General features: G+C 67.5%; 12 protein-coding genes and 1 other RNA gene. 4 read left to right on the top strand and 9 right to left on the bottom strand.

Annotated features, from left to right (window positions below; all coding sequences use genetic code 11):
• Position 1 precedes the first annotated feature (1 nt).
• The 7 genes from ABE960_RS12410 to rsmI all read right to left on the bottom strand — a co-directional run bounded on the left by ABE960_RS12410 (position 2) and on the right by rsmI (position 7,218).
• Positions 2–1,369, bottom strand: a complete 1,368-nt coding sequence (locus ABE960_RS12410) for a UDP-N-acetylmuramoyl-tripeptide--D-alanyl-D-alanine ligase (RefSeq protein ID WP_349762593.1) — start codon at positions 1,367–1,369, stop codon at positions 2–4.
• Positions 1,366–2,874, bottom strand: coding sequence for a UDP-N-acetylmuramoyl-L-alanyl-D-glutamate--2,6-diaminopimelate ligase (locus ABE960_RS12415; RefSeq protein WP_349762594.1), 1,509 nt, complete (start codon positions 2,872–2,874; stop codon positions 1,366–1,368). The genes ABE960_RS12410 and ABE960_RS12415 overlap by 4 nt, the downstream gene beginning before the upstream one ends.
• 25 nt (positions 2,875–2,899) lie before the next feature.
• Positions 2,900–4,558 (bottom strand): peptidoglycan D,D-transpeptidase FtsI family protein, encoded by a 1,659-nt coding sequence (locus tag ABE960_RS12420; protein ID WP_349762774.1) that lies wholly within the window; start codon positions 4,556–4,558, stop codon positions 2,900–2,902.
• Between the two features lie 53 nt (positions 4,559–4,611).
• Entirely contained in the window at positions 4,612–4,938 is a 327-nt protein-coding gene (ftsL, locus tag ABE960_RS12425) for a cell division protein FtsL (RefSeq protein ID WP_349762595.1), read from the bottom strand.
• Between the two features lie 8 nt (positions 4,939–4,946).
• Positions 4,947–5,903, bottom strand: a complete 957-nt coding sequence (rsmH, locus tag ABE960_RS12430) for a 16S rRNA (cytosine(1402)-N(4))-methyltransferase RsmH (protein WP_349762596.1) — start codon at positions 5,901–5,903, stop codon at positions 4,947–4,949.
• A 58-nt stretch (positions 5,904–5,961) separates the two neighbouring features.
• Positions 5,962–6,328: RNase P RNA component class A (gene rnpB, locus ABE960_RS12435), an RNA gene on the bottom strand.
• Positions 6,329–6,360: 32 nt separating this feature from the next.
• The gene (gene rsmI / locus ABE960_RS12440) at positions 6,361–7,218 is read right to left on the bottom strand and encodes a 16S rRNA (cytidine(1402)-2'-O)-methyltransferase (protein ID WP_349762597.1); all 858 of its coding nucleotides are present in this window, start codon (positions 7,216–7,218) and stop codon (positions 6,361–6,363) included.
• Between the two features lie 62 nt (positions 7,219–7,280).
• On the opposite strand from rsmI, the gene ABE960_RS12445 reads away from it, so the two are divergent.
• The 4 genes from ABE960_RS12445 to ABE960_RS12460 are packed head-to-tail and all read left to right on the top strand — an operon-like array spanning position 7,281 to position 10,599.
• A complete protein-coding gene (locus ABE960_RS12445) occupies positions 7,281–9,032 on the top strand; it encodes a penicillin-binding protein activator (protein ID WP_349762598.1) in 1,752 nt (583 codons plus the stop codon).
• The gene (locus tag ABE960_RS12450) at positions 9,016–9,384 is read left to right on the top strand and encodes a YraN family protein (protein ID WP_349762599.1); all 369 of its coding nucleotides are present in this window, start codon (positions 9,016–9,018) and stop codon (positions 9,382–9,384) included. The genes ABE960_RS12445 and ABE960_RS12450 overlap by 17 nt, the downstream gene beginning before the upstream one ends.
• Positions 9,385–9,422: 38 nt before the next feature.
• Positions 9,423–10,016 carry a phosphoheptose isomerase gene (locus ABE960_RS12455; protein WP_071941788.1) on the top strand — a complete coding sequence of 198 codons (594 nt, stop codon included), beginning with the start codon at positions 9,423–9,425 and terminating at the stop codon, positions 10,014–10,016.
• 4 nt (positions 10,017–10,020) lie between these two features.
• Positions 10,021–10,599 carry a BON domain-containing protein gene (locus tag ABE960_RS12460; protein ID WP_349762600.1) on the top strand — a complete coding sequence of 193 codons (579 nt, stop codon included), beginning with the start codon at positions 10,021–10,023 and terminating at the stop codon, positions 10,597–10,599.
• A gap of 83 nt (positions 10,600–10,682) precedes the next feature.
• Here ABE960_RS12460 and ABE960_RS12465 read toward each other — a convergent pair whose 3' ends face one another.
• Complete coding sequence (locus ABE960_RS12465) at positions 10,683–11,135, bottom strand: ClpXP protease specificity-enhancing factor (RefSeq protein WP_349762601.1); 453 nt, start codon at positions 11,133–11,135, stop codon at positions 10,683–10,685.
• 52 nt (positions 11,136–11,187) lie between these two features.
• Positions 11,188–11,814 (bottom strand): stringent starvation protein SspA, encoded by a 627-nt coding sequence (sspA, locus tag ABE960_RS12470; RefSeq protein ID WP_349762602.1) that lies wholly within the window; start codon positions 11,812–11,814, stop codon positions 11,188–11,190.
• Positions 11,815–11,832: the final 18 nt, after the last annotated feature.

Here is an 11,832-nt window from a genome sequence, read left to right on the forward strand (position 1 = left end):
TTCACCTTGAAGCATCCGCGCGCAGGGCGGCAACGACTCGTTCCATGCCGGCACTGCGCGAGCCCTTGACCAGCACGCTGGCCCCAGGCGGTAGATGGTGGAGGACGTGGCGCATCAGCGCCTCCCGATCGTCGAAGTGGCACCCGCCTTCGCCGAAGGCCTGGCTGGCCGGTCGTGCCGGCTCGCCCAGGGTGCCCAGGAAGTCGATTCCCCGTTCCCGCGCGTAACGCCCGAGTTCGGCATGCAGCCGATCGGACTCTCCCCCCAGTTCTCCCATGGCGCCGAGCAGGCACCAATGCGGCCCGGGCAGCGTCACGAGGACATCGAGCGCCGCCTTCACCGCGCCGGGGTTGGCATTATAAGTGTCATCCAGCAGCCGTGTGGCGTTGAGGCCTTCCACGACACTGAGCCGGCCCGGCATCGGCGCCACCGCTTCGAGCCCGGCCAGCACGTCGGCCTCGGCGAGTCCCATGGCCAGTGCCGCGGCCGAAGCCGCCAGGGCATTGGCCACGTTGTGTCGCCCCAGCAGGGCCAGCCCGACCCGGCCGACCTCACGGTCATCCCGGACAAGCGTGAAAGCATAGCGCCCGAGGGCGTCGCAGGCCAGCGCCTCAGCGCGCAAGCGGGCCCGAGGATCCAGCCCGAAGTCGAGCACCTCCCGCGGCGCAGCGAGGTTCGCCCAGGTGGCGAAGAAGGCATCATCGCGATTGAGCACCGCCACGCCGTCGTCCGGCAGGCCGGCCAGGATCTCGGCCTTGGCCTGGGCGATGCGGCCCATGCCGCCGAACTCGCCCACATGGGCACCGGTCACATTGGTGATCACCGCCACCCGGGGGGCGGCCAGGGCAGAGGTCCAGGCGATCTCGCCGAGATGGTTGGCACCCAGCTCCACCACCGCCTGGCGATGGCCGGACTCGAGCGCCAGCAGGGTCAGGGGCGCGCCAATATCGTTGTTGAGGTTGCCCTGGGTGGCGAGCGTCGTCCCGCTGCGGCCCAGCAGGGTCGCCAGCATCTGTTTGACCGTGGTCTTGCCGCTGTTACCGGTAACGGCGACCAGGCCCCCGCCCCAGGCCAGGCGACGCGCGCGAGCCAACAGCCCCAGGGCGAGCCGGGTATCGGTGACCACCAACTGGGGCAGCGGGTCGTCCACCGGCCGCTCGACGAGCGCGGCCACGGCCCCGGCCTCGCGCGCCTGGCCAACGAAGTCGTGGGCATCGAAACGCTCGCCACGCAGCGCCACGAACAGCGCACCGGGCATGAGCCGCCGAGTATCGGTGACGATCGCGTCGACAGCTGGGTCCTCGGCGGGCCGGGCCAGCCCGAGGGCGACGGCGACCTCGCCCAGCGTCTGCAGGCCGATGCCGCTCATCGTCCGCCCTCCCCGACTCGGCTCGCCAGGGCCTGCTCGGCCTCGGCGAGATCCGAGAAGGTATGTCGCATCCCCGCCACCTCCTGATAGTTCTCGTGGCCCTTGCCGGCGATCAGCACTACGTCGTCCGGGGCGGCCTCGGCCAGCGCCCGGGCGATGGCCTCGCCGCGACCGGCGACCTCACGGACCTCGCATGACGGTGAGGCATCAAGGCCCTCCAGGACCTGGGCACGGATCACCTCGGGTGCCTCCCCGCGCGGGTTGTCGTCGGTGACCACCAGCACGTCGGCATGGCGTGCCGCGGCCGCGGCCATCAGGGGGCGCTTGCCGCTGTCGCGATCGCCGCCGCAGCCGAACAGGCACCACAGGCGGCCGTCACCCGGCAAGTGAGCCCGCAGCGCCGTCAGGGCATTATCCAGCGCGGCCGGGGTGTGGGCATAGTCGATGACCACCGTGGGACAACCCGGGCGCGACAGCCGCTCCATGCGGCCGGGCACCGGGGCGAGGTCGGCCGCCGCCTCGAAGAGAACCTCCAGGGGATGTCCCAGGCCATGGAGGGTGGCGATGGCCAGCAGCACATTGTCCAGGTTGAAACGGCCCATAAGCGACAGCTCGAGCTCGCGCTCGCCCTCCGGCGTGGCGACCAGTGACAGTTGACCGTCAACATGGGGGTGCCAGTCGACGACGCGCAGGGTCACCGCCTCGTCCTGGCCCACCGCCAGCACACGCACGCCACTGTGCACCCCGGCAAGCATCAGTCGCGCCAGCGGATCGTCGCCGTTGACCACGGCGAGCTCGAGCTCGTGGCGACGGAACAGCCGCGCCTTGGCGGCCGCATAGGCCATCATGCTGCCGTGGTAGTCCAGATGATCTCGACTCAGGTTGGTGAACACCGCGGCCCTGACGCTGCAGCCATCGAGACGCCCCTGCTCCAGGGCATGGGAGGAGACCTCCATGGCGACGCGCCGCACACCGTCGGCGGCCAGCTCGCCCAGCGCCGCCTGCAGGGCCAGGGGGCCGGGCGTCGTCAGGCTACCCGCCGCCAGGGCATGGGGACGCCCATGGCCCAGGGTACCGACCACCCCGGCATCCACCCCGAGGGCATGGCTGAGCTCGGCCAGGTAGTGCGTCACGGAGCTCTTTCCATTGGTGCCGGTGACGCCGATCAACTCCAGCTCCCGGGGCACGTCGAACAGGACGCGACCCAGCTCGCCCTGGGCCTCGCGCAGCCCCGCCAGCCAGACTACCCGGTCATCGTCCGGCCCGGGCGTGCCATCATCATGGGCCAGCACCAGCGATGCCCCTGCCGCCAGCGCCTGGCCGATGAACTCGCGCCCATCGGCCTCCACCCCTGGCACCGCCACGAAGACATCCCCCACGCCGACCCCACGGCTGTCGAGCACCAGGCGAACGGGATCCGGCAGGGAGACGTCCGCCCGATCAAGGCGGCAATCGGGCCAGAGCCCGATCAGGCCCGTCTCGAGTCGCTGGGCACTCAACTGCATCTCGACTTCTCTCCTGAACTTGCGATCATGATTCCGGTTCCCGGGCATCAGGCGGCACGTCCAGCAGGCGCAGGGCGTTGCCGGCCACCCGCGAGAAGACCGGCGCCGCCACCGCCCCGCCGTAGTAGCTGTCGCCCCGCGGGTGGTCGATCATGACCACGGTGACGATCCGAGGGTCGGAAACGGGCGCGATTCCGACGAACAGGCTGCGGTAGGCCTTCTCCTGGTACCCGCCGGCATCGGTCTTGCGTACGGTTCCCGTCTTGCCGGCGACCCGATATCCAGGCACCAGGGCCCGACGGGCGCCGGTTCCGGGCGCGACAACCTTGTCCATCATTACCAGTATCCGCCTGGCCACGTCCGGGTCGATGACCGGCTCACCGGCCGGGGACTGGCCGAGCTTGAGCAGCGAGGGTGGCAGACGGCGGCCCTCGTTGGCGATGGCGGTGTAGGCACTGGCCAGCTGCATTGCCGAGACCGACAGGCCGTAACCGTAGGAAAGGGCCGCCCACTGACTACTCGACCAACGTACAGGGGCCGGTATGCTGCCGGTAGATTCGCCGGGGAAGCCGGTGCCCGGGCTATGACCCAGTCCCAGGGCTCGATAGGTGGCCGGAACCACGGGGTCCTCCAGGCGCAGGGCCAGCTTGGACATGCCGATATTCGAGGACTTCTCGAGGATGCCGGCCAGGGTCAGCTTGCCGTAATTGCTGATGTCCTTGATGGTGAAGCGGTCGATCACCATCCAGCCTGGCGAGGTGTCGACCACCGTATCCAGCGGTATGTCTCCGGTCTCCAGCATGGACGCCATCGCCAGGGGCTTGATGACCGACCCCGGCTCGTAGACATCGACGATGGCCCGGTTGCGCAGCCCCTGAGGATCGAGCCCGGCCCGGTTGTTGGGGTTGTAGGAAGGCTGGTTGGCCATGGCCAGCACCTCACCGCTGCGGGCATCCAGCATCACCACGATACCGCCGTCGGCGTCGTGCTCGGTGACCGCCGCCTTGAGCTCACGATAGGCCATGTACTGCAGGCGCTGGTCCAGCGCCAGGGTGAGGTCGCCCCCGGGCTGGGCCTCTCGAAGCAATGCCAGGTCACGCACCAGGCGCCCGCGGCGGTCCTTGAGCACCCGACGCTTGCCGGGGATACCCGCGAGGTAGGGCTGGTAGGCGAGCTCCAGCCCCTCCTGGCCCTGGTCGTCGATGTTGGTCACCCCCAGCAGCTGGGACGTCACCTCTCCTGCCGGGTAGTAACGCTTGTACTCCTCGCGGGCATGCACCCCGGGGACACGCAGGTCGAGCACCCGCTGTGCCGCCTCGGGCGTCATGCGGCGCTGGAGGTACATGAATTCATGCTCAGCATAGCGGTCGATGCGCTCGTTGAGCGTGTCGAGCTCCTGCCCCAGGGCGCTGGCCAGCATCAGGAGCTGGATATCGTCCTCCGGCAGGTCCTGGGGATTGGCCCAGAGGGTCACCACCGGTGTGGAGATGGCCAGCGGCTCGCCGTTACGGTCGATGATCATGCCCCGATGGGCAGGGATGATATCGGTACGCAGGGTCCGGGCATCGCCCTGCCCTTGCAGGAAGGGACGATCGAAGACCTGCAGGTCGATGATGCGCCACGCCAGCAGAGCCAGCCCCAGCACCACCAGGGCCATCATCACCCGGAAGCGCACCTTGCCCATGGGGGCCGAGGGTGGTGGACGACGCGGCGTCACGCCGCTGCGGGACTCGGCACTCAAGGCCGGATGACCTCGATCTCGTCGATGTCGGGCAGGCGCATTTCCAGGCGTTCCTGGGCCAGACGCTCGACACGAGCCGGTGAGGACCAGGCGCTTTCTTCTAGCAGCAGCTGGCCCCATTCGGTCTGCAGCTGCTGGCGTTCGCGTTCGAGGTGCTGAAGGCGGGCATACTGGTCACGGGTCAGATGGCTGGTAGTGATCACCGCCAGGGCCGAGGCCAGGCAGGCCGCCAGAAGAATGACAACCAGCAGAAGCATCGGCGACGCCACCAGGCGCAGGGGCCAACCGAAGGAAGAGGTAATCGAGGATCGTCCCTGTGCCATGGTGAACCTCAGTATCGCTTGCGCGCCACACGCATCACCGCACTGCGCGCACGGGGGTTCACCTCGACCTCCTCGGCGGAGGGTCGACGCGCCTTGCCCAGCGACTCCAGGCGCCGCTTGAGCTGGTCATCGCGGAGCGGCATGCCGCGCGGCAGGTCGGTGTCGCCACGCACATGATCGCGGATGAAGCGCTTGACCCGGCGATCCTCCAGCGAGTGAAAGCTGATCACCACCAGATGGCCGCCCGGGGCGAGGGCCTCCAGGGCCGCCTCGAGGGCGGCATCCAGCTGATCAAGCTCGCCATTGACCTGGATGCGCAGCGCCTGGAAGACCCGGGTCGCGGGATGCTTGCCCTTCTCCCAGGCGGGATGAGCGGCCTTGACCACCTCGGCGAGGTCCGCAGTCCGCTCGAAGGGACGCTCGTCACGCCGGGCCACGATGGCCCGCGCCAGACGACGCGCAAAGCGCTCCTCGCCATAGCCCTTGAAGACCCGCACGATCTCGCCTTCACCGGCACGCGCCAGGAAGCCGGCGGCACTCTCGCCATGGTCGGGGTCCATGCGCATGTCCAGGGGCCCGTCCCGCAGGAAGCTGAAGCCGCGCTCGGGATCATCGAGCTGGGGAGACGAGACGCCGACGTCGAGCAGGACGCCTGACAGTCGGCCATGCAGGCCATGGCGGTCGGCGATCTCTCCGAGACGAGCGAACTCGCCCCGCTCGATGGCGAAGCGAGCATCCGTGATGCCCCCCGCCTCCGCGACCGCCTGGGGGTCGCGATCGATGGCAAGCAGGCGTCCTTGCGGACCCAGCCGCTCGAGGATGGCACGAGCGTGGCCGCCGCGACCGAAGGTGCCGTCGAGATAGACGCCGTCCGCGTCATGGACCAGCGCTTCCACGGCGCCATCGAGCAGCACGCTGGCATGACGGAAGCCACGGACGGGCTCTTCAGGGGCGGATGGCGGCATGCTCGTCTCGATGGCAGGAATTATGAAGGCAACGTTCGCAACGGCGATATTCGGAATGAAAGGGAGCCAGCCGGTAAGCCGGGTTCTGTCGTGGACAGTCATTCCTCTAGGGGCCGTGTCACCACGACCCTCCAGCAACCTACCCGAACCCGGCGCGGGCCACGCCATGGGGTTCCTATTTGGTCTTGCTCCGAGTGGGGTTTACCTTGCCACGCACTGTTACCAGGCGCGCGGTGCGCTCTTACCGCACCCTTTCACCCTTACCGGCCCCCCGAGGGGGACGTAGGCGGTCTGCTCTCTGCTGCACTTTCCGTCGGCTCGCGCCGCCCAGGCGTTACCTGGCACTCTGCCCTGTGGAGCCCGGACTTTCCTCCCCCACCCATGGCCCGAGGGCCAGGGACAGCGGCGACTGTCTGGCCGACTCCCGCGGCAAGGATACCAGCGCCCTTGCGCCGCCTCAATGGCCGTCCTTGAGGGCCTGGGCCCTGGCGTACCACACCTTCTTCACGCCGCCCATGAGCCGCGCGGACACGGCGGCGGCCTGCTTGACACCCACCCCCTCGGCCAGCAGGGCCGACAGCAGGGCATCGGCCTCCACCGCCGACTGTTCTGCCTCGCCGCGCGCAGGTGCCCCGGCCACCATCACCACGAACTCGCCGCGGGCCTGGTCCGGGTCTGCCTCCATGCAGGTGAGCAACTCGGCCGCCGTGCCATCGAGGAAGGTCTCGAAGGCCTTGGTCAGCTCACGCGCCAGGACCACCCGGCGAGCCTCCAGCACCGTATCGAGATCTGCCAGGGTGTCGCGGATCCGGTGGGGAGACTCGTAGAACACCAGGGTCTCCTCACGGGAAGCCAGCGCCTCCAGCCGAGTACGGCGGGGCCCGGCCCTCGCAGGGAGAAATCCCTGGAAGAGGAATCGGTCGGTAGGCAGCCCAGCCGCGGACAGGGCCGCAACGAGGGCGCAGGGCCCCGGGAGCGGGACAATGCGACGCCCCCTCGCCCGGAGCTCACGCACCAGCACGAAACCCGGGTCGCTGATCAGCGGCGTGCCGGCGTCCGAGACCAGGGCAACATCATCACCGGCGAGCAGACGGGCATCCAGGGTGTCGACCCGCGAGGCCTCGTTGTGCTCATGCAGCGATAGCATCGGCCGAGACAGTCCCAGGTGGCGCAGCAATCGACCGCTGTGCCGGGTATCCTCGGCGGCAACCAGCGCCACCTCGCCGAGCACCCGGACGGCCCTCGGGCTCAGGTCATCCAGATTCCCAATCGGTGTGGCGACCACGTACAATGAACCGGCAGGCGTATCGGACATCTCGGCTCCTGGGATGCTGTGGGACATGGACACTCTGGGCCATGGAAACAAGGGAAGGAATCATGAATATCTCGTTACGCGGCCCGCTGGCCGCCGCGCTGACTGCGCTGCTCCTCGCGGGCTGTAGTATTCAACCGGGCATCATCGAGCGACAGCCCGATGTCGACCCACAGCGTTTACTTCAGCAGGCCGAGCAGCAGGAACCCGGCCAGGCGGCCCTGTCCCGCCTGGAGGCGGCCGATATCCTAGCACGCCAGGGCAGTCGCACCCAGGCACTGGACGTCGCCAAGCAGATCGACGACAGCCGGCTGGAACGCCAGGCCCGCATGCGCTGGGCCCTGCTGCTCTCCGAACTGGGCGAGTCAGAGGGAGACCCCTGGGCGGTCATCCAGGCCGGACAGTTGCTCGGCGAGGTCGACCTGGCCCGCGAGACCTCCCTGACGCTGCGCGAACGCCTCGGCATGGCCCTGGCCGAGGTCGATGAGCCCCTTGCTGCCGCCCAGGCACTGATCCGCGTTCAGGCCGAGACCGACCGCGACGACCTCATCGACCCGATCTGGGCACAGCTCTCCCGCCTGGACAACCGCGAGCTGACCACCCTGCGCGAGGGAGGTGGCGACCTGTCCCCGGGCTGGGTCGCCCTGGCCGAACTGGTTCGCTCCAACGGCAGCGATATACAGCGCCTCTTCGCCCGCCTCGATGACTGGCGCGAGCGTTATCGCGGCCATCCAGCGGCCCGACGACTCCCCGGCGAGATCACTGCCCTGAGTGAGCTTCGTGGGCAGCGAGTGGATCACATCGCGGTCTTCCTGCCGGAGTCCGGGCCTCTTGCCGGCATTGCCGAGGCGACCCGTCAGGGCATCCGTACTCACCACCTGGAGGGCATCGACAGCGGCGCCCGCCTGAGCTTTTTCGACAGCAGCCTCGGCGACCTGGATGCCCTCTACGGGGAAGCCGCGGCGCGCGGGGCACAGGTGGTGATCGGCCCGCTGGACAAGGACGCCGTCAGCAGGCTGGAGCAGCGCGAGAGCGTACCGATGCCGACCCTGGCGCTCAATTATGGCCGCGGTGAGCGTAACCGGGCCAAGGGGCTCTTCCAGTACGGCCTCTCCGCCGAGGACGAGGCCCGCCAGGCCGCGCAACGCGCCTGGGGGGATGGCCACCGCCTGGCCTCCCTGATGGTCCCCGACAACGACTGGGGCCGCCGCGTGGGCGAGGCCTTCTGGGATACCTGGCGCGACCTCGGTGGCGAAATCGCCAACGCGGTCCGCTACAACCCACAGGCGCCGGCCACCGAGAGCGCGAAACGGGCCGTCACCAACCCGCAACCGGACATGCTGTTCCTGCTGGCACTGCCCGAGTTCGCCCGCCAGGTGCCGCCCAATCTGGACTATATCGACAGCGGCGAACTGCCGATATATGCCACCTCCCACCTCTTCGATGGACAACTGCAGCCCCGACTGGACGGGGACCTGAACGACGTGCTGTTTGTCGACATCCCCTGGCAGATCCCCGATGCGGCCGTGGGCGGCGTGGAAGCCCTGCCCTTCCTGGCCAGTTATCGCCTGCTGCGCGAGGAGTCCAACTCCACGATGTTCCGCCTGATGGCCATGGGCGTGGATGCCTATGAACTGGCCATGCGCATGCCACAGCTGCAGACCATCAGCGGTAGCGACCTGTTCGGCGCCACCGGCACGCTGAGCGCGGAGGAGGATGGCCGCATCCGACGCCGACTGCCCTGGGCGCGGTTCGTCAACGGCTTGCCCCAACCGGTACTGATCCCGGGCGTGTTCGGCGATGAACGGGCCCCATGATGCCCGGACCCGTGGCGCCGCCATCGAGCAACTCGCGGCCCGCTGGCTGTGCTCGCGCGGGCTGGTGCTCGAAGCCAGCAACCAGCATGCCAAGGGCGGCGAGATCGACCTGGTGATGCGCGACGGCGACGTACTGGTGTTCGTCGAGGTCCGCCACCGTGCCGACAGCCGCCACGGCCACCCCCTCGAGACCATCACCGCCACCAAGCAGCGTCGCCTCATCCGGGCGGCGCGTTTTTATCTCCAGCGCAACGGGCTATCATGTCCTTGCCGCTTCGACGTGCTGGCCGTGACAGGCACGCCACCCGACCTCGCGATCGACTGGGTCGCGAATGCCTTCGAAGCGTCCTGACCGGTCAAGCCACTCTGCCAAAGAATCAGGAACCCCGCATGGATTTCCAGCAGCGCATACTCGGCCACTTCAATGCCAGCATCGACACCAAGACCTACGCCAGCGAGGTGCTACCGCCCTTCATCGAGGTCGCCAGCCAGATGATGGTCCAGTGCCTGGTGAACGAGGGCAAGATCCTGGCCTGCGGCAACGGTGGCAGTGCCGGCGACAGCCAGCACTTCTCCTCGGAACTGCTCAACCGCTTCGAGCGCGAGCGACCCAGCCTGCCGGCCCTGGCCCTGACCACCGATACCTCGACACTGACTTCCATCGCCAACGACTACAGCTACAACGAGGTCTTCTCAAAGCAGATCCGCGCCCTGGGCCAACCCGGCGACATCCTGCTGGCGATCTCCACAAGCGGCAACTCCGCCAATGTCATTCAGGCCATCCAGGCCGCCCATGATAGGGACATGACGGTGATTGCCCTGACCGGCCGCGACGGGGGCGACATGGCCTCGTTACTGGGTCAGGACGACTGCGAGATCAGGGTGCCGGCGACCTCGACGGCACGTATTCAGGAGGTCCACCTGCTGGCCATCCACTGCCTGTGCGACCTGATCGATGAACAACTCTTCGGGACAAGCGAGTAATACCATGACCAAGACCTCCCTGATCACGCCCCTGCTGCTCTCCCTGGCCCTCGGCGTCGCCGGCTGTACCGCCGTCACCGGTGTCACCAACCCCGGTACCATCGACGAGAACTACGGGGAGCGCACGTTCGGCACCCAGGTCGAGGACGAGAGCATCGAGACCAAGGTCGCCCACAACCTCGGCCGCACCGATGCCCGGCTGGGCGATGCCCGCATCAACGTCGACAGCTTCAATGGCGTGGTGCTGCTCACCGGCCAGGTCCCCAGCGAGGAGCTCAGGGGCAAGGCCGAGCAGGTGGCCGGCCAGGTGCGCAACGTGCGCGAGGTGCACAATGAACTCTCCATCGCCGCCAACCTGCCGGCCGGACAGCGCCTTGCCGATACCTGGCTGCGGACCCGTATCAACACCAACCTGGTGGCCAACCAGGAGATCGACTCGGGCCGCATCCAGGTAATCACCGAAAACAACAGCGTCTACCTGATGGGCATCGTCACACGCAATGAGGCCGAGCGCATCGTCCAGGCCGTCAGCGGCGTGGGCGGCATGCAGAGAATCGTCAAGGTATTCGACTACCTGGACTGACCGCCCCCGGAACGCACAACGGCAGGCCCCATGGCCTGCCGTTGTGTGTAGATGCCTCGCCCCGTCAGGAGCTGGCGATCATCTCACTTGATGACCCGTAACGAGGGACGCCCCTTGCGCGGCCGGGCTGCTTCGTCACCATCTTCGCCCTCACCGGCATCGACCTGGCTTTCCACCTCGCTGAGCGACGGGGAATCGTCCGCCTCGGCGGCCTCTACCGGAAGTACCGGCTCATGGCCGAAGACCATGCCCACGCCGTTCTCCCGGGCATAGATGGCGATCAATGCCTCCATGGGAACCATCACCTGCATGGGACGGCCGCCAAAACGTGCCGAGAAGCTGACAGCGTCGTTTTCCAGGGAGAAGTCACGAATGGCCGTCGGCGCAAGGTTCAACACGATCTGGCCATTCTGGACAAACTGCCGGGGAACCTCGACACACTCCTGCTCGGCATCGACGACGATATAAGGCGTCAACTCGTTGTCCAGCAGCCACTGGTAAAGGGCCCTGGCAATATAGGGACGGCTCGATTGCATGATTGGCCCTCCTGGGGTGAGACCCCGGCCGTGCCGGGGGATGAAAAGAAGATCAGGAACGCATCTCGCGCTCGTTCTCGCTGAGCGCCGCCTTGAAGCCATCACGATCGAACAGGCGCTCCATGTAACTCAGCAGCGGCTTGACCTGCTTCTCGGGCAGCTCGATGCCCAGCGCCGGGAGGCGCCAGAGGATCGGCGCCAGACAGCAATCCACCAACGTGAACTCTTCGCTCATGAAAAAGGGCATGTCCTCGAAGATCGGCGAGATGCCGACCAGGCTCTCGCGCAACTCCTTGCGAGCCTTCTCCACGTCCTTCTTGGCGCCTCTCTGGATCTGCTCGACCAGTGGACACCATTCGCGTTCGATGCGGTGCATCCACAGCCGGCTCTTGGCACGCGCCACGGGATACACCGGCAGCAGCGGCGGATGTGGGAAGCGCTCGTCCAGATACTCCATCATCACCTTGGATTCGTAGAGCACCAGGTCGCGATCGAGCAGCGTGGGCACGCTGTTGTAGGGATTGAGGTCGGCGAGCTCTTCCGGGTGCTGCTCGTCAGTCACCTCGACGATATCAACGGCCACGCCCTTCTCGGCGAGCACGATTCGCACACGATGACTGTAATGGTCATCCCCTCCGGAGTAGAAGATCATCGACGACCGCTTGGCCACTACACCCATGTAACAATCCTCGCATCA

The sequence above is a fragment of the Halomonas aquatica genome, from assembly GCF_040196335.1.
In the GTDB taxonomy this organism is placed as follows: Bacteria; Pseudomonadota; Gammaproteobacteria; order Pseudomonadales; family Halomonadaceae; genus Halomonas; species Halomonas aquatica.